Origin of the sequence: Heliophilum fasciatum, assembly GCF_004341395.1 — a bacterium.
In the GTDB taxonomy this organism is placed as follows: domain Bacteria; phylum Bacillota; class Desulfitobacteriia; order Heliobacteriales; family Heliobacteriaceae; genus Heliophilum; species Heliophilum fasciatum.
On the sequence record NZ_SLXT01000015.1, the window covers coordinates 44,316 to 67,492 of the forward strand.

General features: G+C 52.6%; 22 protein-coding genes and 1 pseudogene. 22 read left to right on the forward strand and 1 reads right to left on the reverse strand.

What is annotated here, in order from left to right; translation table 11 throughout:
* The first annotated feature begins 9 nt into the window (after window positions 1–9).
* The 6 genes from EDD73_RS09055 (at window position 10) to EDD73_RS09080 (ending at window position 6,600) form a co-directional block, all read left to right on the forward strand.
* Window positions 10–1,713: a methyl-accepting chemotaxis protein gene (locus EDD73_RS09055; RefSeq protein ID WP_131919467.1), complete on the forward strand. Its 1,704-nt coding sequence runs from the start codon at window positions 10–12 to the stop codon at window positions 1,711–1,713.
* Window positions 1,714–1,791: 78 nt separating this feature from the next.
* The gene (locus tag EDD73_RS09060; protein WP_131919468.1) at window positions 1,792–2,604 is read left to right on the forward strand and encodes a CheR family methyltransferase; all 813 of its coding nucleotides are present in this window, start codon (window positions 1,792–1,794) and stop codon (window positions 2,602–2,604) included.
* A 107-nt stretch (window positions 2,605–2,711) separates the two neighbouring features.
* Window positions 2,712–3,740, forward strand: coding sequence for a protein-glutamate methylesterase/protein-glutamine glutaminase (locus EDD73_RS09065; RefSeq protein WP_131919469.1), 1,029 nt, complete (start codon window positions 2,712–2,714; stop codon window positions 3,738–3,740).
* 9 nt (window positions 3,741–3,749) lie between these two features.
* On the forward strand, window positions 3,750–4,220 hold the full coding sequence (locus EDD73_RS09070; protein WP_131919470.1) for a chemotaxis protein CheD: 471 nt from the start codon (window positions 3,750–3,752) through the stop codon (window positions 4,218–4,220).
* A 17-nt stretch (window positions 4,221–4,237) separates the two neighbouring features.
* Window positions 4,238–6,202 carry a hybrid sensor histidine kinase/response regulator gene (locus tag EDD73_RS09075; RefSeq protein ID WP_131919471.1) on the forward strand — a complete coding sequence of 655 codons (1,965 nt, stop codon included), beginning with the start codon at window positions 4,238–4,240 and terminating at the stop codon, window positions 6,200–6,202.
* Window positions 6,196–6,600 carry a response regulator gene (locus EDD73_RS09080; RefSeq protein ID WP_131919472.1) on the forward strand — a complete coding sequence of 135 codons (405 nt, stop codon included), beginning with the start codon at window positions 6,196–6,198 and terminating at the stop codon, window positions 6,598–6,600. The genes EDD73_RS09075 and EDD73_RS09080 overlap by 7 nt, the downstream gene beginning before the upstream one ends.
* A 93-nt stretch (window positions 6,601–6,693) precedes the next feature.
* Here EDD73_RS09080 and EDD73_RS09085 read toward each other — a convergent pair whose 3' ends face one another.
* Window positions 6,694–8,940, reverse strand: a complete 2,247-nt coding sequence (locus EDD73_RS09085; protein WP_131919473.1) for a transglycosylase domain-containing protein — start codon at window positions 8,938–8,940, stop codon at window positions 6,694–6,696.
* A gap of 187 nt (window positions 8,941–9,127) precedes the next feature.
* On the opposite strand from EDD73_RS09085, the gene EDD73_RS09090 reads away from it, so the two are divergent.
* The 16 genes and pseudogenes from EDD73_RS09090 (at window position 9,128) to aroF (ending at window position 23,166) form a co-directional block, all read left to right on the forward strand.
* On the forward strand, window positions 9,128–9,724 hold the full coding sequence (locus EDD73_RS09090) for a nucleoside recognition domain-containing protein (protein WP_165876427.1): 597 nt from the start codon (window positions 9,128–9,130) through the stop codon (window positions 9,722–9,724).
* On the forward strand, window positions 9,718–10,260 hold the full coding sequence (locus EDD73_RS09095) for a spore maturation protein (RefSeq protein WP_131919475.1): 543 nt from the start codon (window positions 9,718–9,720) through the stop codon (window positions 10,258–10,260). Before EDD73_RS09090 ends, EDD73_RS09095 begins: the two co-directional genes overlap by 7 nt.
* 328 nt (window positions 10,261–10,588) lie before the next feature.
* On the forward strand, window positions 10,589–10,855 hold the full coding sequence (locus EDD73_RS09100; RefSeq protein WP_131919476.1) for a hypothetical protein: 267 nt from the start codon (window positions 10,589–10,591) through the stop codon (window positions 10,853–10,855).
* Window positions 10,856–11,016: 161 nt separating this feature from the next.
* Complete coding sequence (locus EDD73_RS09105; protein WP_243116859.1) at window positions 11,017–11,766, forward strand: pseudouridine synthase; 750 nt, start codon at window positions 11,017–11,019, stop codon at window positions 11,764–11,766.
* 12 nt (window positions 11,767–11,778) lie between these two features.
* Entirely contained in the window at window positions 11,779–12,372 is a 594-nt protein-coding gene (gene cobO, locus EDD73_RS09110; RefSeq protein WP_131919477.1) for a cob(I)yrinic acid a,c-diamide adenosyltransferase, read from the forward strand.
* A 13-nt stretch (window positions 12,373–12,385) separates the two neighbouring features.
* Entirely contained in the window at window positions 12,386–13,660 is a 1,275-nt protein-coding gene (locus EDD73_RS09115) for a BaiN/RdsA family NAD(P)/FAD-dependent oxidoreductase (RefSeq protein WP_131919478.1), read from the forward strand.
* A 29-nt stretch (window positions 13,661–13,689) separates the two neighbouring features.
* Window positions 13,690–14,108 (forward strand): annotated as a pseudogene (locus EDD73_RS09120) (HutP family protein).
* 116 nt (window positions 14,109–14,224) lie between these two features.
* Window positions 14,225–14,602, forward strand: a complete 378-nt coding sequence (aroH, locus tag EDD73_RS09125) for a chorismate mutase (protein ID WP_131919479.1) — start codon at window positions 14,225–14,227, stop codon at window positions 14,600–14,602.
* Between the two features lie 226 nt (window positions 14,603–14,828).
* Window positions 14,829–16,310 carry an anthranilate synthase component I gene (gene trpE, locus EDD73_RS09130; protein ID WP_456319110.1) on the forward strand — a complete coding sequence of 494 codons (1,482 nt, stop codon included), beginning with the start codon at window positions 14,829–14,831 and terminating at the stop codon, window positions 16,308–16,310.
* Entirely contained in the window at window positions 16,307–16,888 is a 582-nt protein-coding gene (locus EDD73_RS09135; RefSeq protein ID WP_131919480.1) for an anthranilate synthase component II, read from the forward strand. Before trpE ends, EDD73_RS09135 begins: the two co-directional genes overlap by 4 nt.
* 61 nt (window positions 16,889–16,949) lie before the next feature.
* Window positions 16,950–18,032, forward strand: coding sequence for an anthranilate phosphoribosyltransferase (gene trpD / locus EDD73_RS09140; protein WP_131919481.1), 1,083 nt, complete (start codon window positions 16,950–16,952; stop codon window positions 18,030–18,032).
* Window positions 18,033–18,191: 159 nt separating this feature from the next.
* Window positions 18,192–19,031 (forward strand): indole-3-glycerol phosphate synthase TrpC, encoded by an 840-nt coding sequence (locus EDD73_RS09145; RefSeq protein ID WP_243116863.1) that lies wholly within the window; start codon window positions 18,192–18,194, stop codon window positions 19,029–19,031.
* A 36-nt stretch (window positions 19,032–19,067) separates the two neighbouring features.
* The gene (locus EDD73_RS09150) at window positions 19,068–19,769 is read left to right on the forward strand and encodes a phosphoribosylanthranilate isomerase (protein ID WP_131919483.1); all 702 of its coding nucleotides are present in this window, start codon (window positions 19,068–19,070) and stop codon (window positions 19,767–19,769) included.
* 75 nt (window positions 19,770–19,844) lie between these two features.
* On the forward strand, window positions 19,845–21,032 hold the full coding sequence (gene trpB, locus EDD73_RS09155) for a tryptophan synthase subunit beta (protein WP_131919484.1): 1,188 nt from the start codon (window positions 19,845–19,847) through the stop codon (window positions 21,030–21,032).
* Entirely contained in the window at window positions 21,032–21,856 is an 825-nt protein-coding gene (trpA, locus tag EDD73_RS09160) for a tryptophan synthase subunit alpha (RefSeq protein ID WP_131919485.1), read from the forward strand. Before trpB ends, trpA begins: the two co-directional genes overlap by 1 nt.
* Window positions 21,857–22,152: 296 nt before the next feature.
* Window positions 22,153–23,166, forward strand: coding sequence for a 3-deoxy-7-phosphoheptulonate synthase (aroF, locus tag EDD73_RS09165; RefSeq protein WP_131919486.1), 1,014 nt, complete (start codon window positions 22,153–22,155; stop codon window positions 23,164–23,166).
* Window positions 23,167–23,177: the final 11 nt, after the last annotated feature.

Here is a 23,177-nt window from a genome sequence, read left to right on the forward strand (position 1 = left end):
GTAGTGAAAATGAAATGGTTTAAAAACCTGAAAATCGGTGTGAAATTGATCGTCAGTTTTATCATTGTGGCCATGATTGCCGGGGTGGTCGGCATCATTGGGGTCTTAAATATCAATAAGATCGATAAGAACTACAGCGATTTATATACAAACTACGGGATTGCCCTGACCGACATCGCTGATGCGTCGCTCGATTATCAACGGATACGGGTGAATTTACGGGATTTATTATTGCATAAAGGGCAAGATCGACAAATCTATGTAAATACCATTAAAGACTTAGATAAGAAAAAAGAAGAAAGCTTGGCAAGATTCGAAAAATCGTTGCAAACAGACGAAGCGAAAAAAGAATTTGCCAAATTAAAGGCCGCTGTTGAAAATTATGCGCCGTTGCAACAGAAAGTTATTGATTTAGCGTTAGCCGGTCAAGAAGAACAAGCATTAGCAGTTTTGGGTGAAGGAAAACATCTGGCTGACGAAGTAAACAATGGCATTAACACCTTATTTGAGCTCAAAGATAACGGCGGTAAAGCGCAAGTGGTCGTGTACTCCGAAGAGTCAAGTTCAACCATAACGACGATGATCATTATCGTAGTCATTGCCGTCATCATCGCTATCGCTCTTGGCTTCGTGCTTTCCCGCATGATCAGCAATCCCATTAAAGAAATGGTTGGTGTGGCGGAAAAAATCGCTGATGGCAATCTCGATGTGGATGTAACCGTCGATACCAAAGATGAGATTGGTATCTTGGCCGTCGCCTTCCGGCAAATGACCAATAACTTAAATGAAGTCATGTCTAATATCAGCACCGCTTCCGAGCAGGTATCGGCAGGCGCCAAGCAAGTATCGGACTCCAGCATGTCCCTGTCCCAAGGAACAACAGAGCAAGCCAGTTCGATCGAAGAATTGACCGCTTCGCTGGAAGAAATCTCGTCGCAAACCCGGATGAATGCCGACAGTGCCAGCGAAGCCAACAGCCTGGCCGAAAAAGCCAAAGACAATGCGGCGCAAGGCAATGAACAGATGAAACATATGCTCCAGGCCATGGATGACATCAACGATTCCTCCAGCAATATTTCCAAGATCATCAAAGTCATCGATGAAATTGCCTTCCAAACGAACATATTGGCGCTGAATGCGGCCGTCGAAGCGGCCCGCGCCGGACAGCACGGCAAAGGTTTTGCTGTCGTTGCCGAAGAAGTTCGCAACTTAGCTGCTCGTTCGGCCAATGCCGCGAAAGAAACAACAGCCATGATCGAAGGCTCGATCAAAAAGGTTGAAGAAGGGACCAAAATCGCCAACCATACGGCTGAGGCACTCAATCAAATCGTGGAAGGTGTTGCCCACGTAGCCGAACTGGTCAGCAACATCGCCGTAGCTTCCAATGAACAGGCTTCCGGCATTGCCCAGATCAATCAAGGGATCATGCAAGTATCGCAAGTGGTGCAAGCGAACTCGGCAACCTCCGAAGAAAGCGCCGCTGCCAGCGAAGAATTGGCCAGCCAAGCAGAAATGCTTAGCCAACAAGTTGCTCGTTTTCGCTTACGGAGAACAACCGGTAACGGCTCTTACCGCCGCATGGAAGATCTGAATCCCGATGTGCTCCGGGTGCTTGAACAAATGGGCAATCAGCGCCCGGCCAATGATGGTCAGGAGCGGACAACCAATTCGAAAAAAATCATCTTGAGTGATCGCGAGTTCGGTAAATACTGACGCGTTGTGACCACCTTCGCTGTCGATTCGTAGGGAGAGGGCCGTTAGCTCTCTCCCTACTCAAAGGTAGGTGACAAAATGCCCGACATTACCGGAAAAGGGTTTCGGCAACTTACGGAGTACATAAAAAATAATTATGGAATTCACCTCAAAGACGAGAAAAAAACCCTTGTCCATGGCCGGCTCCATCAGATCTTAGAAAGCAAAAAACTTAACAGTCTTGGGGAATATTATGAGTATATTTTGGCAGACAAGACCGGTGAAGCTGTCGAGACATTGCTTAATAAAATTACGACGAACCACACTTTTTTTATGCGTGAAGCCGAACACTTTTATTTCTTTCGCGATAAAGTGTTGCCCTTTTTGTCCAGTACTGTGAAAAGCAAAGATTTGCGCATTTGGAGTGCTGCCTGTTCTTCCGGTGAAGAGTCCTACACCTTAGCGATGCTGATTGATGAGTTTCTAGATAAAGACAAACCAAACTGGGACGCCAAAATCTTAGCGACGGACATATCCGATAAAGTACTGACGATCGCCCGGCAAGGAATTTACAGCAATGACCGTATCGCACCGTTGCCATTATCATGGAAAATCAAGTACTTCACGAAGATTAATCAAGAAAATTCCGCCGTTATCGAAGCGATCAAGCGCGAAGTGATTTACCGGAAATTCAATCTTATGGATACCTTCCCTTTTCGCAAGAATTTCCATGTCATCTTCTGTCGCAATGTGATGATTTATTTCGACACGCCAACCAAAGAAGCATTAATTCGAAAATTCTATAACTCGTTGGAACATGGCGGATACTTGTTTGTTGGACTATCAGAATCCGTAAATCGAGAAACAACTCAGTTTAAATATATAATGCCGTCGGTTTACCGCAAAGAGTAGCGATGGTTGTTACCTAAGAAAAAGTGACAATTGTTACAGTCAAATAATGAACGCAAGACAATTGGCGTTACAAGTAGCAATCGTCGCCGCGCAAGTGAGGGAATCGTATGGGTGAAAACAGGAAAATTCGAGTGCTTGTCGTTGACGATAGTCTGCTGTTTCGTGAAGTCTTATCGATGGGGATCTCTTCTGATCCAGCTATTGAAGTTGTAGCCAGAGCGATCGATCCCTTTGATGCACGAGATAAAATCCTCGCTTTTGAGCCGGATGTAATGACTTGTGATGTCGAAATGCCCAAAATGAATGGTGTAGAATTTATCCGGCGGCTTTTACCACAGTATCATTTGCCCACCATTGTGGTCAGTTCCGTGAGTGAAGCCGTTTTTGATGCCATGAATGCCGGGGCTGTTGACTTTGTCACGAAGCCGAATGTGAACTCTCCTCAAAGTGTGAAGGAGTTTATGCGGGACTTGATCAGCAAGATTAAGGTGGCCGCCCAAGCCAAGGTGGCACCGGAGCCATTGCGTCTGGTAAGTACAGAAGTGCTCAGTGGTACCGTTGATCGTAGCAAAAAGATTATCGCGATTGGCGCGTCCACCGGTGGAACGGAAGCGATCGCTCATCTGCTCAAATCGTTGCCCAGTAACAATATGCCGGGGATGGTGATTGTTCAACATATACCACCGGCTTTTTCCAGGATGTTCGCTGATCGACTGAATAACCAGACCGCGTTTACCGTTAAAGAAGCACAATCCGGTGATATTGTCGAGTCCGGAAAGGTGCTCATCGCTCCCGGAGATCAGCACATGCGCATTCGGAGAGTGGCAGATCGTTATAAAGTAGAAGTTTTTCCAGGAGATAAGATCAATGGTCATTGCCCATCGGTGGATGTTCTTTTTGAATCGGTAGCCAAGGAAGCCGGCAATCAGGCCATTGGCATGATTTTGACCGGCATGGGCTATGATGGTGCCCGAGGATTACTAACGATGCGCAGGAAAGGCGCACGAACGCTGGGGCAAGATGAACGCTCAGCGGTAGTGTATGGGATGCCTAAAGTAGCCTTTGATATCGGTGCTGTGGAGAAGCAAGGTGCGTTGTCCAACCTTCCCGAAATGTTATTGGCGCTTCTAAAGTAGGTGGATTCGATGGAAAAGGTTATCGGTATCGGTGAATTCGGCATATCCAACCAAGTTAACGATACGATTCGAACCTATGCCTTGGCTTCTTGTGTAGCCATTACGGTCTATAGTTCGAAAAAAAAAGTCGCCGGCATGATTCATGTAGCGCTGCCCATGCCCGGCGAAAAAAACCTGCACAAATTAGGCTTGGCCTATTTCGCCACCACCGGCATTCCTTTGTTGTTTGAACGGTTATACAACATTTATGGTTGCAGCAAGGATGAATTGAAAATCCATATGTATGGTGGGGCTGATTCTATTCGTCAGGATGATCAATTTCGTATTGGTATGAGAAATGTCGAGGCGGCAAGAAGTACCTTGGCCGAGTTGAACCTGATGATTCACCACGCCGAGGTCGGTGGAACATGTAGCCGAACGTTATTGATGGAAGTAGCAACAGGCAAAGTCCAAGTAACGACCCAACCGTTGTCGATCTAGAAAGACAGGTGTCGGCGATGAAAGAGATTTTGAACTACGAAGATCAAGACCATGCGAAGGAGCGCATGGCTGCAGCGTTACGTTGCATTGGTGACGGCGTGATCATCACCGATGTGCAAGGCATCGTTGAGTACATGAACGCATCGGCTGAGCAGATCACCGGTTGGTCTGATAACACTGCTTTGGGCCGGCATTTTGATGATGTATTCCAAATCATCCACTACCAGACCGGGGAACCGATGATCGGTCCGCTGGCTGAATCCTTGCAAACAGGGGAAGCGGTAGGTCTTCAAAAAGATGCAACGCTGGTCGCCAAAAATGGATCCAAATATTACGTATCGGCAAGTTGCTCGTCGATCAAAGATACAGACGGCGTTTTCGCTGGATTTATTGTTGTTTTTCGTGACATTACACGTATCAAAAAAATGGAAAAAGAATTATGGGCAGAACGCAATAAATTACAAGTACTTAAGGAAGAAGCGGAAGCGGCTAATAAAGTAAAAAGTGAATTTTTGGCGAATATGAGCCATGAGATTCGAACACCGTTAAATGGTATTGTTGGCATGGTCGATCTGACGCTTATGACGGATTTATCGGCGGAACAGCGGGAAAATCTGAATGTAGCCAAAGGGTGTGCGATCTCACTGCTTACGGTGATCAATGACATTTTGGATTTTTCTAAAATGGAGGCCGGTAAGTTAACCGTCGAAAAGATCGACTTCGATATTGAAAAGTTATTTGAAGAAATCATCAAAGCACACTTGGGCACAACTCGCAAAAAAAATCTGGCCATTGCCAGTCACTTGTCGCCGCATATTCCGCGCTTTCTCAAGGGCGATCCGATACGATTGCAGCAGGTACTCAACAACCTGATCAACAATGCGATCAAATTTACGGAGCAAGGAACGATCACGGTTGTTGGCGAGGTAACTAAGCGAGATGACGAAGAGGTGGAAATCCAATTTTCCATCACCGACACGGGGATTGGTATTACGCAAAAAGATCAAGAAAAGCTCTTTAAGAATTTTAGCCAAGTCGATGGTTCGATTACACGCAAATTTGGCGGTACTGGGTTAGGGTTGGTCATTTCCAAGCAGCTTGTGGAGATCATGGGCGGTTCGATGCGCGTGCAAAGCGAGCTTGGCAAGGGTAGTACCTTTTCCTTCTTGTTGCCCTATACGATCGGCAACCGGCCTGCCGCGAAGACATCACCGCTGAGCATAGCGAAAAAAACCAGCAAGCCCTTGTATCTACTGCTGGTTGAGGATAACCGGGTAAACCAAATGGTGATTTCGCAAGTGCTTACGGCAATAGGCCATAAAGTGGATTTGGCGTTCAATGGCCTGGAAGGTGTGAAAATGGCCGCAACCCACGCCTATGATGTGATTTTAATGGATATCCAAATGCCGGAGATGAATGGTGTAGAGGCAACCCAGTGCATTCGGGAGATGGAAGGAAAAAATCGGCACACGCCGATCATTGCGTTGACGGCCCATGCCATACAAAGCGATCGTGAGCGCTTTCTGGCCAGCGGAATGGATGAATATATTGCCAAGCCTGTCGATCTAGAAAGATTGACGCACCTTTTGGAATGGGTTACCGATAGCAAAGATAAGCCGGAACTTTCTTTGAATGCAAGCGCCAGAATTGATGCGAACGGTGAGATTACTTTTGGCGAGTCCCAGGGATGCCGAAGCCGGGAGGAACTGGTCCCGGTGATCAGGGAAATGGTCCGGTGGATCCGGGAATTACGGGACATCATTGCCAGTGATGATGTACTCGCCGTTGAAGAAGCGGCCCATCAAATCAAAGAATTGGCCAACCTTATCGACGCGGAAGTGCTTAAAGGCCTTGCTTTTAAGATTCAGCTGATGGCCCGGCGCGGCGATCTGCCGAAGGCTTTGGAACAAGTGACGATGCTGGAATGTGAATTTGAAGCGTATCAAAATGGTTTGTATTGTGGGGAGGTGAAAACATGCTGAAAATTTTAATTGCCGAAGATGATTTTGTCAGCAGGAAGTTTTTGGCCAAAATTTTTTCTCAGTATGGTGAAGTGGATACTGTCTTCGATGGTTTGGAAGCGGTCGACGCCTATATGATGGCCATGCGAGAAAAAGAACCCTATGACTTGATTTGCTTGGACATTATGATGCCCAAAGCCGACGGTCTCAAAGTCTTGAAGGCGATTCGTGATCTGGAAACGCAACATAAAGTGGCAACGGAAGATCGCGCCAAAATCATTATGACGACGGCACTATCTGATGAGTCTTATGTCCAAAAGGCTTTTGCGGATGGTTGTCAGGCTTATGCAGCCAAGCCGATCGATGTAGCGAAATTAGTGGAGGTCATGAGCAAATTAGGTTTTTCCTTGAATAGCTGAGGGGAAAGCGAAAAATGAGAAGACGCCGTCCAGCGATGCTCCCTAGGGGGGGCGATGGACGGCGTCTTTCTTTTACGAGCGAATGGAACTGACTTATGGGGTTAACGGTTCAGGCGATGCCGGTGTTGAAGAGGGGGACGGCGAAGAAGATGAAGACGGTGCAGCAGATGTTGCCGGAGGTGTTGGAGTCGATGGGGTAGTCGGTGGGGTTTCCACAGGGACAACCGGAGTAGGCGCTAATATGGTCACCGAAGGTGTTTCCCCTGGGGGGGAGGAAGGTGGTAGCGGTGTGGCGGGCTGGGACCCTGGTGCCGGCATGGGCAAGGTTGTTGCCGGCGGTGATGATGGTGTTGATTTTGGTTTTGGCGACCAACTTCCCGGCCCGAGAAAACGGGAAGGACGGGGAGAGGTGTAATTCTCGGGCGGGTCAAAGGATTGTACCGGGGCGTCTTTCAATGCTGTGGAGAGAATGGCTTGAAAAATCTCTGCCGGATAGGAACCGCCGTAGATCTGGTTGAGATAGTGGCGGGCATCGGTGCGATCGTACCCCATCCAAACGGCACAGGTCAGTTCCGGTGTGTAGCCTACAAACCAAGCATCTTTGTTGCCTTTTTTAGTGACATTTTGGAATTCCGCTACCGGAGGGAGTTCGGTCGTGCCGGTCTTACCGGCAACCGGGCGTCCCAGCCGTGCTCGTGAACCGGTACCCCATTCTACGGTGGCCGTCAGCATCTCGGTCATGCGATAGGCTGCTGCCGGTGAAAGCACTTGCTGCGGTGTGGAATCAAAGGAGTAGGTCTTGCCGGCTGCATCGACCACTTTGGTAACGGCACGAGGTTCAATGTAATTGCCGCGGTTGGCGATGGCGGCGTAAGCGCCGGCCATCTGCAGCGGTGATACGCCGTTACTTAAACCGCCGAGGGCAAGAGAAAGATAAACCTCATTGGGATTCAGGTTAAGGCCGACACTGTTGGCAAATTTCACACCGTTGGCTGGGCCGATGAGCTTGTAAAGATAAACGGCCGGTAAGTTGATGGAATAGGCAACGGCTTGCCGTAGGGTAACGGGGCCGCGAAACTGTCCGTCATAGTTGACTGGTGCATAGCCGCTGTAGTCCATCGGCATGTCCGTGATCGTGTCATCGGGAGAAAAGCCTTGTTCCATCGCCGGGGCATACACGAGAATCGGCTTAATGACGGAACCGGGTTGGCGGCGCAATTGGCTGGCCCGGTTAAAGCTGCGGTTGCCCTCATAGCTGCGGCCACCGCCAAGCCCGCGAATCTCGCCGGAACGATGATCAACGACGGCCACAGCCGCTTGAATCAATTGATCTTCCGGACCGGGGGGGAAGTGGTTGGTGTCAGCTAAGGTTTGTTCTGTGGTTTGCTGGATCAGGGGATCCATGGCGGTGTAGATTTTCAAGCCGCCTTGATAGACTTGATCCTCCGGGAAGTTGTGGCGATGGACCAGTTCATCAATGACATAGTCGATGTAGGCTGCGTAGGTTTTGTCGGCGGCCGACGTGTGCAACTGCTCTGGTAATGGCTCTCGCTTGGCTTTTTCATACTGAAATTCGCTGATCATGTTGTTTTTGGCCATGACGCTTAAAATCGTGTTACGCCGCTCCCGGGCGTTCTCGGGGTTGTTATTCGGTGTGTAATAGCTGGGACGGCGAGGGATGGCCGCGAGCAAGGCCGATTCAGCGGCATTCAAGTCTTTGGCATCTTTACCGAAGTAGAGCTGGGATGCTGCTTGGATGCCGTAAGCACCGTTACCAAAGTAAATGCGGTTCAGATACATTTCCAGGATTTGATCTTTGGTGAACATGCTTTCTACCCGAATCGAGAGCATTGCTTCATGGGCTTTACGGCGTAAGGTTTTTTCATTGGTAAGAAAAGCATTTTTGATCAGTTGCTGCGTAATGGTGCTGGCTCCTTGTGAGTACCGTCCATCTTGAAGGTTGGTGACCAGGGCACGAAAGATGGCGCGGACATCGATGCCTTGATGATCATAAAAACGCAAGTCTTCGGCAGCCAGGATCGCGTTTTTCATGGTCTCGGGTACTTGCTCGAGGGGGATGGGCAAGCGATTTTGATGGCCATGCAGCGTTGTGACTACGGCGCCGTTACGGTCATACACTTGGGATGTAGCTGCAAGGGAACCAAGAGTCGTGGCATCAAACTTCGGCAAATCGCGCAGGAGATAAAAAACGGAGGCGCTGCCGGCAATGACCAGCATTGACAGGGTGATGAGAAGAGCATAGACAAGCTTAAACAACCAGGATGGCTTTGGTTTCGGCGCAGGAGGCCGTTGTTCCGTTTGTTCCGTGGTTTCCGTCATCGCTCCCTATTGACTCCTTTCTTGGCTATGTCTTTTTCTATTCTCGATCCATGGCAATATATCCTCCCAATATATTACATAGGGTTGATTTTTCTTGGTTCTGGCCTGTCCGAGCGCTTCATAAGATTGGCAATAGCAGTGATCATCCGGTATGGGGGAATCAGGGGAGCAGGAAGGGGTTACCAAGATGAATGTGATCTGGCTTTTTTTTCTGCTTAGCGGTATGGGTGTGGCGATGGTGCGCGGCGATGTGGGAACGATCACCCAGGGGGCGCTGAAAGGGGCCGAACTGGCGGTGGAAGTCGCTCTAGGTTTGATCGGCGCCATGGCCCTCTGGCTGGGCATGATGCGCATTGCCCAGGAAGCGGGATTGATTCATCTGTTAGCTCGCATAACACGGCCCTTGATGGTTCGCTTGTTTCCATCGATTCCACCGGGGCACCCGGCATTGGGACAAATCATCTTGAACTTAAGCGCCAATGTGCTGGGGCTAGGCAGTGCAGCCACACCTTTTGGCATGAAGGCGATGAAGGAAATGCAAGCGCTCAATGGCAACCGCAGTGAAGCCTCGGAAGCCATGTGTACGTTTTTAGCACTGAACACCTCTTGTATCACGCTGGTACCGGCGACCATCATTGCGGTTCGCTTGGCCGCCGGCTCAACGGCACCGACAGAAATCGTCGGGCCGACGATCGCCGCGACGACGGTAGGTATGTCGGTGGCGGTAACGGCCGATTGGTTGTTACGTAGATATTTTCGGCGGCGAGGTGGCAGGGTATGCTAGTAGGAATCTTGGATCCCCTTTCGCGCTGGATGGTACCGCTGTTGTTTTTGGTGATTTTATTGGCGGGGGCCTGGCGGCGCATCAAAGTGTATGAAGCGTTTGTGTCCGGTGCGAAGGAAGGTTTTACGATCGCTATTCAATTGATCCCCTATCTGGTGGCCATGCTGGTTGCCTTGGGGATATTTCGTGAGAGCGGTGCGATGGATTTGGTCATGGGCGCCATTAGACCGGTAACGAACCTGATGGGGATCCCGTCGGAGATTTTGCCGCTGGCGATCATGCGGCCTTTATCCGGCAGCGGCGCACTGGGAGTTGCGACGGAACTGATTAACACCTTTGGACCGGACTCGATGATCGGCCGACTAGCTTCGACGATGCAGGGCACGACGGATACGACTTTTTTTGTCTTGACCATCTATTTTGGCGCCGTAGGTGTGCAACGCTATCGTTATAGTTTGTTTACGGGACTGCTGGCTGATGTGACGAGTTTTTTGGCATCGGTTTATTTTTGTAACTTATGGTTCGGAGCGGCGTAAGGCAAGCTGTCCCACCGGTAGGGGCAGCTTGTTTCATTTTTTGATGAATTTTGTTAAGATAGCGAAGATTCAGAAACAAAGTACTTTTAAGAACAAGGGTTTTGTGGTAGAATACAGGTAAGGTAATGAATTGTTTGTTAATTCAGAAAAAAGAAATTTTATCCAGGTTGATTGCAAAGTTTGTCTTTTACCTGTCTGCAACTGCATGAACAGAGAAGTATACCTGATACTGGATAACGAACACAGCACCTCGAATAACGATGATGAGGGGTAACTGGTAAGCTATGAACCACAAACCACGAGAGACAAGTGAGAAAGGAGGCTTGCTATGGCGCTGATTGTTACACAAATTTTTCATCCGGGCGATCGCGTGATTACCTACAATGAACGGCACGGTACGGTAGTCGATGTGGTCTGGGATGATCATGGTATTGATTTTCTGCTGGTACGTATTGATGACATGTCCGGAGAGTATGCTTATGAATTAGACGAAGTTCGCCATCACGATGAAGTGCCGAAAAGCAAGACAGAAGGAGAATCCTTTCGTCTAAGTAAAAAACCACCGGTGGCGCCTAAGAAGCGGACGACTGCGTAAGGAATCGCTAAGCGGTTATGGGGGGATACAACAGACCTGAATGGCAAGTTTTTGCCGATCAGGTCTGTTTTGTGTTGGTATTTGGCGGTTGCCCTTAATCATGGTATAGTGAATAGTGATAAGCTACGGAGCGGGAGGGAACGAGAACGCAAGGAATTCGTTTGCAAAAAGTACTGGCTTCCTATGGTGTGGCCTCACGGCGTGAGGCAGAAGGAATGATCTTAGACGGCCGTGTTCGCGTCAATGGTCAAGTGGTGACGGAACTGGGCCGTCGTGTGTCGCCGGAAGTGGATCTTATTGAGGTCGATGGGCGAGTGTTGGAGAGCCGGGAGCACTTTGTTTATTATGTGCTGCATAAACCGATCGGCGTGGTTACGACAGTGCGCGATCCGCAAGGACGGCCGACGGTGATTGAACTGGTGCCTGTACGGGAACGGATTTATCCGGTAGGGCGCTTGGATCAAGATACAACAGGTGTGCTGTTGTTAACCAATGACGGTGATCTGGCTTATCGGTTGACCCATCCCCGTTATGGTGTCCAAAAACGTTATCGAGCACTGGTGCGCGGCGTGGTGTCCGAGGGAACCCTTCAAGATCTGGCTCGAGGCGTGTTTTTGGAAGACGGCGTCACCGCGCCGGCGAAAGTACAGCGGATGCGGCAAGAAGAGAATCGGACAGAACTGGAACTGACCATCCATGAAGGCCGTAACCGGCAGGTGCGCCGCATGCTCGGTGTCGTTGGTCATCCGGTGATCAGTTTGCGACGATTGGCTTTTGGGCCGATCGGGCTGGGGTCATTGCTGCCCGGGCAATACCGTGCGTTAAGTACGCAGGAAGTGAAACAGTTACAACAAGCGGCCGGTCTGACCGGTGCACCAAAGCGTACGGAAGTAAGGCAGGAAGAATCATAAGGAGTGAATCCAATGCGACCACAACTGACACAGGGGCTGGTACAGGTCTACACGGGGAATAGCAAAGGCAAAACCACAGCGTCACTGGGCTTGGCGCTTCGGGCGATTGGCCATGGCTTTCGTGTCTATATCATTCAGTTTATGAAGGGCAGCACTTATTATGGAGAGCTTTTTTCGGTACAACGGCTGTACCCGGAGATCCAAATTGCCCAGTATGGCCGCAATTGCCAGTTTGATTCGATGATCCGCCAGGGCGAGATGACGTGCACTGGCTGCGGTCATTGTTTTGTTCGCAAAGGGGAAGCTACCGAGCAGGACCGTGCCGGTGCTCAGTTTGCCATGCAACGTGCCCGCGAGGTGATGGCCAGCGGTGAATTTGACTTGGTGATTCTTGATGAATTATCGAATGCTCTTTATTTCGAATTAATCACCTTAGAGGAAGCGCTGGACTTGATTAGGTCGAAACCGGAAAAAGTCGAATTGATCATCACCGGACGGAATGCACCGCAAGAAATTCAAGATGCGGCTCATCTGGTGACGGAGATGCGGGAAATCAAGCATCCCTACCAGATCGGTGTACCGAGCCGGCGGGGGATTGAATATTAGGAGACGCGTTTAGATGGAACAAGTAATCGTAGTCGGTGGCGGTGCCGCCGGTTTGATGGCGGCCATTATGGCGGCACGGGCCGGAGCCAAGGTCTTGTTGTTGGAGCGGAATGATCGCTTGGGTAAAAAGCTGTTGATTACCGGTAAAGGCCGGTGCAATGTGACCAACGCCGGTGATCTGCAGGAGATCATTCGCAACTTGCCGGGCAATGGCCGGTTTTTGCATACGGCGTTGCGGCGCTTTGATGCTTCGGCGGTAATGCACTTTTTCGAAGAGGAATTAGGCGTACCGCTGAAGGTGGAACGAGGAGCACGGGTTTTTCCGCAAAGTGATCGGGCCATGGACGTCGTCGACGGGCTGATCGGCGAACTCAAGCGGCTTAAAGTGACGGTACGTACGGGGTGCCGCGTTTCGCGCATCACTTATGAGGCACCCTGTTGGCAGGTCCGTTCGGATCGCGGCGAACGCTGGGAAGGAAGGGCGCTGATCATTGCCACCGGCGGCAATACCTATCCGGGTACAGGCAGCAGCGGTGATGGCTTTCGTCTGGCCCAGGAAGTGGGCCATCAGGTCACAGCATTACGGCCGTCGCTGGTGCCGCTGGTCACGGCCGAGCCTTGGGTCAAGGAATTGCAGGGACTGGCCCTTAAAAATGTGCGCGTTACTTTATTTGATCCCAACGGCCGCAAACTGGGCGAGGACTTTGGAGAAATGCTTTTTGCTCATTTTGGTGTGACCGGGCCGATCATTTTGAGTTTGAGCAAAGCGGCAACAGACGAATGGGAACGTCAAGGCATGGATCGGGCGCTTCAGCCCTTGCGCCTACGGATCAATTTGAAACCGGCCTTGACGATGGAACAGTTGGATTCTCGTATCCAACGGGATTTTGGCGAGTACCAGCGTAGGCAGTTTAAGAATGCCTTGACGGATTTGCTGCCTCGTTCCATGATCCCGGTAATCATCGCTCTTTCCGGTATCCATGAAGACAAGTATGTGCACCAGATCACACGAGCCGAACGGTTGCGGTTGGTGGAACTGTTGACGGGATTGACCGTAACGGTGACGGGGCACCGGCCGATGAGCGAAGCGATTGTGACGGCCGGCGGTATCGCGATCAAGGAAATCGATCCCAAGACGATGGCCAGCAAAAAGCTGCCGGGGTTATACTTTGCCGGTGAAGTGGTCGATGTAGACGGCTATACCGGAGGCTTTAATCTCCAGGCTGCCTGGTCCATGGGGGCCGCTGCAGGACAAGCGGCAGCGGCGCAGGTACTGGAGTTCGAATAAAAGCAACCTTGGCAGGAGGGACGAGGGCGATGAGTAGTAATCCGGCCAGTAAGCGCGTGGCGGCAGCGGCGCTGCGCTTAGCCATGAGTGAAAGCCGCGAAGAGGAGCATCAACTGCGGCGACACTTTGGCGAAGAAGGCATCCGCACAGCTGCTGTTGATTATGGCGGCGAATTTGTTTCGGCCGTAAAAAAGATCATCGAACGGGCTGTTGTAGCAGCGAAGCGAGAAGGTGTGATCCGTGACAGCCATCCCGAAGAGGGGCGGTAGCCGGTGCGACTCATGAGGCGATGATGCAGATCATGCCTAAGGCGGTAGGATTGAATGTTGGTGGCAAGGTAGGGGTAGCCCGTTTTCAAGATCATATCAGTGTAGCTGTGTTCTTTGGCATTGGGTTGCTGCATTTAGATGAAGTGGCTGTCGGGATGGGGCACCGGGCAGCATTATAGGCCATCGTGTAGTAGAATAGTAGAGTAGTAACGTTGTAGCGTAGCAGCGTTGATTGGCGCGGCTATGGTTAAAAGCGCATGAATGTCGGGGGAAACATTGTAGGGAGGTAGGCGGCATGAGTCAGGTTTATCTACGGGGTTTACGTGGTGCGATTACGATTGAGGAAAACAGTAAAAAAGCGATACAGCAAGGGACGCGCGAGTTGTTACTGGAACTGGTCGATGCCAATGATCTGGTGACGGAAGATATTGCGTCGGTTTTTTTTTCGGTGACGCCTGATTTGAATGCTGATTTCCCAGCTTATACAGCACGGGAGCTTGGCTGGCTGGGAGTGCCTTTGATGTGTTTTCGTGAAATTGATGTGCCTGGTGCGTTGCCGATGTGCATTCGTGTGTTGATTCATGTGAATACCGGTAAAGCGCAAGATGAGATGGTCCATGTCTATCTGGGCGGTGCGACGAGCTTGCGTCCGGACTTGAGTTCCCGCACGTAATTGTAAGGATGGTTTTTCATGGGTTGACAGTTTGTGCAACCTTATGGTAAATTAGCAACGAGTAGAGTAGAGAAGTTGAGTTGAGTAAGAGTTGAGTCGAGCGGAGAGAAGCGGGTTTTTTACGCGTATTTTTGTACGGGTGAAGACTGGTTTACTTCGGTAGACCAGTCTTTTTTGCGCACTTTTTTACCTTGATTTGCCTATAGAGAGAGGATGTGGCTTTCTGGTGGCGCAAGCGATGTCATTGGCGCTTTTTCAAGAACTAAGCCAAAAGTACCGGTTTGTTCCGGTGGATATTTCCTTCCATGCTGATCTGGAAACGCCGATCACTTTGTTCCGCAAGCTTGTTGGCGATGGATTGGGTTACCTGTTGGAAAGTGTGGAGCGGGGCACCGTCATTGGCCGCTATTCTTTCATTGGCAGTGATCCCCTCGATTTTTTCCGTTGTCCGGCGACCGCCGAGGCAGAAGGGGCAGCGAAGGAAGGAACTGCGAAGGAAGGTAGCGATCCTCTGAGCAAGGTGAAACGCTGGATCGCTGATCAGCAGGTGGCGCCGTTGCCTACGGATGCGGGATTGCCGCCTTTTTACGGCGGTGGCGTTGGCTATTTTGGCTATGATCTCACGCGCCATTATGAGCGGTTACCGGAACGGGCCGCTGATGACCGGCAATTGCCGGAGGCCTCGCTGATGATCACGCGGGATACGTTGATCATCGATCATCTACGCCATCGCTGCACCTTGGTGCACCTGGCGGAAGCCGGTGACGAGCAGGCCTACGGCCGAGCACAAGACCACTTGATGACGACGCTGGAGCGCTTGCGAGATGCCGCGCCGCCAATGGAGCAAAGCGCCAATGCGATCAAGGAACCGCTGGTGATGACATCGACCTTTGATCAGGATGCTTTTTGCCGGGCCGTGGAAAAATGCCAAGACTATATCGCTGCCGGTGATATTTTTCAGGTTGTCTTGTCGCAACGGTTTTCTATGCCCCTTCGTGCTCATCCACTGAATGTGTACCGGGCACTGCGTTCGCTTAATCCGTCGCCCTATCTTTTTTACCTATGTTTGCCTGAGGTAACGCTGGCCGGATCGTCGCCGGAGCTGCTGGTCCGGGTAGCAGGGGATCACGTGGAAACGCACCCGATCGCCGGAACACGGCGGCGCGGCAAAAATGATGAAGAAGATGCCCGGTTGGCAGCGGATCTGCTGGCTGATGAAAAAGAGCGGGCGGAACATTTGATGCTCGTTGATCTGGGACGTAACGATATCGGCCGGGTAGCGCAGGCCGGCACGGTGAAAGTGGAACGGTTTATGGAAGTGGAGAATTACTCGCATGTGATGCACTTGGTCAGCCAAGTTACCGGGAAACTGGCGCCGGAGATGGATGCGTTAGATGCGCTGCGCTGTGTGATGCCGGCCGGTACCTTAAGCGGTGCGCCGAAAATCCGGGCGATGGAGATCATTGAGGAACTGGAACCGGTCCGGCGTGGCCCCTATGGCGGCGCCGTCGGCTATCTCGGTTATGACGGCACGATGGATACTTGTATTGCCATTCGCACGGTGGTGATGCATCGGGGCCGGGCGGAGATTCAAGTGGGCGCCGGGATCGTGGCCGATTCGGTGCCGGAAGCTGAATATGAGGAAACGATGAATAAAGCGCGGGCGATGTTTGAGGCGATGCGGCAGGCCGAGGAGGTATGGGCGTGATTTTGATGATCGACAATTATGACTCCTTTACCTATAACTTGGTGCAGTATTTCCGGGAGTTAGGACAGACACTGCATGTAGTGCGTAATGATGCGGTGACTGTCGCTGATGTGGAAAAAATAGCACCTGATTATCTGGTCATTTCGCCGGGGCCTTGCGCACCGGCGCAAGCGGGCATGTCGATGCCATTAATCGAAGCTTTTGCCGGCACGATCCCCATTCTCGGTGTGTGCCTCGGTCACCAGTCGATCGCCCAGGTCTTTGGCGGTCAGGTGGTCCGGGCACCGCGTTTGATGCACGGCAAGGTGTCGCCGGTCGAGCATGACGGGCAAACGATGTATGCGGGCTTAAGTAATCCTTTTACGGCGACACGCTATCACTCACTGTGCGTACCGGAGGCGACACTGCCTGATTGCCTGGAGGTTTCGGCGCGGACGGCCGAAGGAGAAGTGATGGGACTGCGCCATCGCACCTTAGCCGTTGAAGGCGTGCAGTTTCATCCGGAGTCGATTCTAACAGTGGAAGGCAAGCAGTTGCTGCATAATTTTTTGAGTTATTATGGGCCGATGCATCAGTAGCCGATCGTACTGGGCCTAGCTTTAAGCCATGGTGGAAAATAAGAGGATGAGGTGAGTCGAGTTGAGTAAGGGTATGGAAATTGCACGGGAAAGTTTGAATACCTTGTTGGCCGGTGAACGTCTCGGCGAAGAACGGGCGCTGGCCGTCATGGATGCGGTGATGGACGGCAATGTGCCGACATCGCAACTGGCAGGCATCTTGATCGCACTGCGCTTGCTCGGTGAAGGCGAAGAGGAAATTGCCGGCCTGGCGCGGGCCATGCGCCGCCGAGTTGAACGGGAACTGCAACCCTATCGAACGAAGGGCTTTGATGTGCTGCAAGATCGAGTCATCGACACCTGCGGTACCGGCGGTGATTGTGCCGGAACGTTTAACATCTCCACGGCGGCAGCGTTGATCGTCGCGGCGGCCGGTGTGCCTGTCGCCAAGCATGGCAACCGGGCCGTATCGGGCAAAGCCGGTTCAGCCGATGTGCTGGAAGCGCTGGGGATTGCTGTCGATGTGTCACCGGCCCTATCGTTTCGCTGTTTAACGGAAACAGGTTTTGGCTTTTTCTTTGCACCGCGCTGTCACCGGGCCATGGCCCATGCGGCGCCGGCACGGCGGGAATTGGGCGTGCCGACAGTGTTTAATTTGCTGGGGCCACTGACCAATCCGGCCGGTGCGCGCCGGCAACTGCTGGGCATCAACCGCAATGCCCGTGTGGGGCTGATGGCGCGGGTACTGGCCCGTCTGGGTGTGCAACATGCCTGGGTTGTTCACGGGCTTGATGGCCTTGATGAGATCAGTTTGACGGGACCGACGGAAGTGGCCCGTTTGAAAAACGGTGTTGTCGAAGAGACCATCATTGATCCCCACGACTTTGGTTTCTCCTATTGTCGACCGGAAGATTTGCAGGGCGGAGACAAAGAGCATAATGCCGCCATTGTGCAGTCGGTACTGCGTGGTGTGCCGGGACCGGCCCATGATATTGTGGTGCTTAATGCCGCGGCCGCCCTTTGTGTAGCTGAGCGTGTCAACGATTTGTCGGAAGGCATCCGATTGGCCCAGGCGATGATTACCGGCGGAGCGGCGAGCCGTCTCTTGGCACGGTTGCAGCGTTTGACCAACGAACAAACGTTGGAAAATCAAGCGGTAGGATAGTCTGACGGCAGATCAAGCTGCATTCCAAGTTGCACGCTAAGTTGCACGCTGGTCCAGCAAACGGCAGTGATCGCCAGGGATCGCAGGAGATCGCCGGAGATCGCCGGAGAAGATCAAGCATAGAAAACAACGCATGCAGGAGGAACCGATGTGAGCAAAATGGGGCGAAATCAAGAGTACCGACCGGAAGGCTTTTTGGCGACCATGGCGGAACTGCAGGCGGAGCGAGTAAAAAAAGCGCAAGCGGAAGTGGCGCTGGAGCAGTATCAGGCGTTAGCCCAGGCTACGCCACCTGCCCTTGACTTTGCGCAGGCGCTAACGAGGACGGCCGATGGGCCCTTACGGGTGATTGCTGAAGTAAAACGCTCATCACCTTCCAAGGGAGCCTTGGCGCCGGTCGCCGACGCCCGGGCGCTAGCGGCGGCTTATATGCAAGGCGGTGCGGCCGCTGTATCCATATTGACGGAAGAAGCCTATTTTCATGGCGCTTTGGCCGATCTGCAGCAAGTGCGGCCGGCCTTGGCCATTCCCATGTTACGTAAAGATTTTTTGATTGATCCTTATCAGGTTTGGGAGGCTCGTGCCTATGGCGCTGATGCGGTGCTGCTGATTGCTGCTTTGCTCGGGCCGGCCAAACTGACTGAGATGACCGGGGTGGTCTTGGCGGCAGGAATGCAGCCGCTGATTGAACTCCATGCACCGGCCGAAGTGGCTTGGGCGGAAGCGGCGATTGAAGTTAATGCGAAGGGCTATGGTGACCGGCGGCCGGTTGTCGGCGTCAATGCGCGGAACCTCATGACCTTACAGGTCGAACCGGCAAAAGCGTGGGAATTGCTTCGTGCGCTGCCGAACCATTGGATTCGCGTGGCTGAAAGCGGTTTGCGCACGCGACAGGACTTGATGGCGGCACGGGAAGCCGGTGCCGATGCCGCTTTGATCGGTGAAGCGCTCGTTACGTCGGGAGAACCGAGCCGGGCAATTGCGGAACTGATTCGTTGATGCATACAGTTGATGCATACAGAAAGGATGAAAGCGATGCGAGGCCGGCCCCGTGTAAAAATCTGTGGAATTCGTTCGCTCGTTGATGCCGAGTTGGCCATTAAAGCCGGTGCCCAGGCGATCGCCTTTAATTTTGTACCTACCTCGAAGCGCTACATTCACCCGGAGAAGGCGCGGGAAATTATTCAGGTGCTGCCGCCTTATATCTCGGTGGCTGGTGTTTTTGCTGATGAGCCCCGGTACAGCGTGGAAGAAATCGTTTCGTTTTGCCGGTTAGAAGTGTTACAGTTTCATGGCCATGAAGACCCGGAATACTGCCGGCGCTGGTCCTATCGGATCATCAAAGCCTTTCGCCTCCGCGCCGAAGGAGCAACAACGGTGTCGGTCGGTGCCTTGGCCAGTTGGGAAGAATTGCTGCGGGAAGCCGGGCGCTATGCAGAAGTGTGTGCTTTTTTGCTCGATACGGATGTGCCGGGGTTAGGTGGTGCCGGACGTACCTTTGACTGGTCCCTGGTGCAAGGCGATTTGCCGAAACCAGTGATCGTCGGCGGCGGTTTGACGCCTGATAATGTCGGGGCGGCGATTATGGCGCTGCGGCCCTATGCCGTCGATGTGGCATCGGGCGTGGAAACAAACGGGCAAAAAGACGGTGCCAAGATGCGCGCTTTTGTGCAAGCTGTCGATGTGGCCGGCGAGTTAGATGACGAAGACGAACTTGACGATGCAAGCGAATGGTAGCGATGGAAACGATCGTGATGATGGGAACAAATCAAGATGCTTTTGGGGTAAAGTAAGAAGCAGGGGGACAGCGATATGCACGAACCAACAACGACAGGCCGTTATGGCGATTTTGGCGGCTGCTTTGTTCCGGAAACGCTGAAAACAGCGCTGGCGGAGCTTAATGAAGCTTATGGGGCCTTGCGGCAAGATCGCCAATTTCAAGGGGAGTTTCAGCAGTACTTAGCCGATTATGCCGGTCGTCCGAGCCTTTTATATGATGCCAAACGACTGAGTGACCATCTGGGGGGAGCACGGATTTTACTCAAGCGGGAAGACTTGAATCATACGGGCTCCCACAAGATCAACAATACCTTAGGACAGGTGCTGTTGGCCAAGCGGATGGGGAAAAAGCGGGTGATCGCCGAAACCGGTGCCGGGCAGCACGGTGTGGCAACAGCAACGGCTTGCGCCCTCTTTGGCCTGGATTGCGAGATCTACATGGGTGCGGAAGATGTGGAGCGTCAAGCGCTGAATGTGCTCCGGATGCGCTTACTGGGAGCCAAAGTCGTCGCTGTCGAGACGGGGTCACGCACCTTAAAAGATGCGATCAATGAAGCTTTCCGTGACTGGGTGGCCAATGTCAACCACACGTACTACTGTTTTGGTACGGCCGCCGGTCCTCATCCTTATCCGATGATCGTGCGGGATTTTCAAGCCGTCGTCGGCATCGAAGCGCGTGGGCAAGTGCTGGAAAAAACGGGCCGCTTGCCTGATGTAGTCATGGCTTGTGTGGGCGGCGGCAGCAATGCGATTGGGATTTTCAGCGGCTTTCTTGATGATCCGTCGGTACGCTTGATTGGTGTGGAAGCCGGCGGTGCGGGGATCGACAGTGAGCGCCATGCCGCTTCCATCTCGCGGGGAACGCCGGGCGTACTGCACGGCGCGCGATCCTTTCTTTTGCAAGATGAAGATGGACAAATCTTGCCGACCCACTCGATTGCCGCCGGATTGGATTATCCGGGCGTGGGGCCGCAGCTTTCCTACCTGCGTGACTGTGGTCGTGCGGAGTTTTGCGCCGTCACGGATGAGCAAGCGTTAGCAGCGGTACAGCTTTTATGCCGTACCGAAGGGATCTTACCAGCCTTGGAAAGTGCTCATGCCATCGCCCAAGCTGTGGTCATGGCACCCAAGCTTGGCCAAGAAGGGCTGATGATCGTCAACCTTTCCGGACGAGGCGATAAAGATGTGCACACGCTGGCACAAGAAGGAGGGATCATCTGATGGGCAAAGAGCGCATTGAACAAGTTTTTCAGCAGCGAGCTGCGCAGGGGGAAAAAGTGTTTATCCCTTATATCACTGCCGGTGATCCCGATCAAGAAACATCTTATCAACTGGTCAAGGCACTGGCGCGGGCCGGTGCATCGGTGATCGAACTGGGCGTGCCCTTCAGTGATCCTGTGGCCGATGGCCCGGTCATTCAAGCGGCGGCCGGTCGGGCGCTGGCCGGCGGCATGAAGGTGGCCCAGGTACTGAAGCTGGTGGGGCGGATTCGCCAGGAAGAAACGGTACCGATCGTACTGTTGACCTACTATAACCCGGTGTTGCAGTTTGGGTTGGAACGTTTTGCTCATGCTGCCGCCGGCGCCGGTGTGGACGGGATCATCGTAGCTGACCTGCCGATGGAGGAAGCAGAACCGCTGCGCGCCGCGTTGGATCGTCAGGGATTGGCCTTGATTCCGCTGGTCGCGCCGACGAGTTCGGCCGAACGGATCGGTGAGATTGCGGCGACGGCTCGTGGGTTTATCTACTGTGTGTCCTTGATGGGCGTCACAGGAACGCGCACTGGTTTGGCGCCGGAGACGACGGAACTGTTAGCGCGGGTCCGAGCAGCGACGACGTTGCCGGTTGCCGTCGGTTTTGGCATCTCCACGCCGGCGCAGGTGGCCACGGTAGCTCCTCAGGCCGATGGTGTCATCGTCGGCAGCGCCATTGTTAAGGTGATCGAAGCGCATCTGGCGGAACCGGAACGCATCGTCCCGGCGGTGACGGCGCTGGCCGAAGAACTAATGGCGGCGTTGCCGTCGAAGCAGTTGCAGGAAGTATAAACCTCATGATATAGTTGAATATGTAGGACGGGCGATCACGGGAGAGCCCGGTAGGGGGGCATCAAGGGATGCCTCAGGTAGGATGTTTGCGGGTGTAATCAGGAAGTAGGATGGTAGAACGGTAGGGGAATGTGCGTTTTGGACGAGATACTCCACCCGTGGGGTATCTTTTTGTATTTTTCGGCTGTTATGTTGTTAATGAAGGAACGCTTTGACCTTACTACCGTCTGTGGTCGTTTTTGACCGTTTTTCCTGCCGGAAAACTACCGCCTTGAGAAATGAAGGAGGAATTAATCATGATCATTGTCATGAACCATGGTGCGACGACGCACGAGGTGGAAATGGTCTGCCAGCGCTTGCAGAAAGAAGGGTTTAGCATCCATATGTCGGAAGGTGTGGAGCGTACGATTATTGGCGCGATTGGTGACAAATCGCGGATCTCCTTATCGACGGTGGAATCGCTGCCCGGTGTAGAGAAGATCGTGCCGATTTTACAGCCCTTTAAGCTGGCCGGTCGTGATTTTCGCCAGGAAGATACGATTATTCGCATCGGTGATGTGGAGATCGGCGGCGGTCAAATGCAAGTTTTTGCCGGTCCTTGCGCTGTGGAAAGCTGGGAACAACTCATGGAATCGGCGGAAGCCGTCAAAGCAGCAGGGGCACGCTTTTTACGGGGCGGTGCTTACAAGCCGCGCAGTTCCCCCTACTCGTTCCAGGGGTTGGAGGAAGCGGGCCTGAAGATGCTGGCCCGGGCGCGGGAACTGACGGGGCTGCTGGTAGTCACCGAAGTGATCGATCCCGGCAGCATTGAGCGGGTGGCTTACTACAGTGATGTCCTGCAGGTCGGCGCACGGAATATGCAGAACTTTTTCTTACTGCGTGAATTGTCCAAGATCAACAAGCCCATTTTGCTGAAACGGGGTTTATCGGCAACGATTGAAGAGTGGCTCATGGCGGCAGAATACTTGATGGCCGGCGGTAACTACGATGTGATCCTTTGTGAACGGGGTATTCGTACCTTTGAAACATACACGCGCAACACGCTTGATCTAAGTGCGATTCCGGCAGTGAAGCAGTTAAGCCACTTGCCGGTGATCATTGACCCTAGCCACGCCACGGGTAAATGGCAGATGGTACGGCCCATGGCCCGAGCAGCCGTAGCAGCCGGTTGTGATGGCTTGATGATCGAAGTCCATCCTAATCCGACGGAAGCGCTCTGCGACGGACCGCAGTCCTTGACACCGGAGAACTTCGGAGCGTTGATGAACGAATTACGGGCGATTGCTGAAGTGGTGCATAAAAAGCTGTAAGGCGTGAGGTT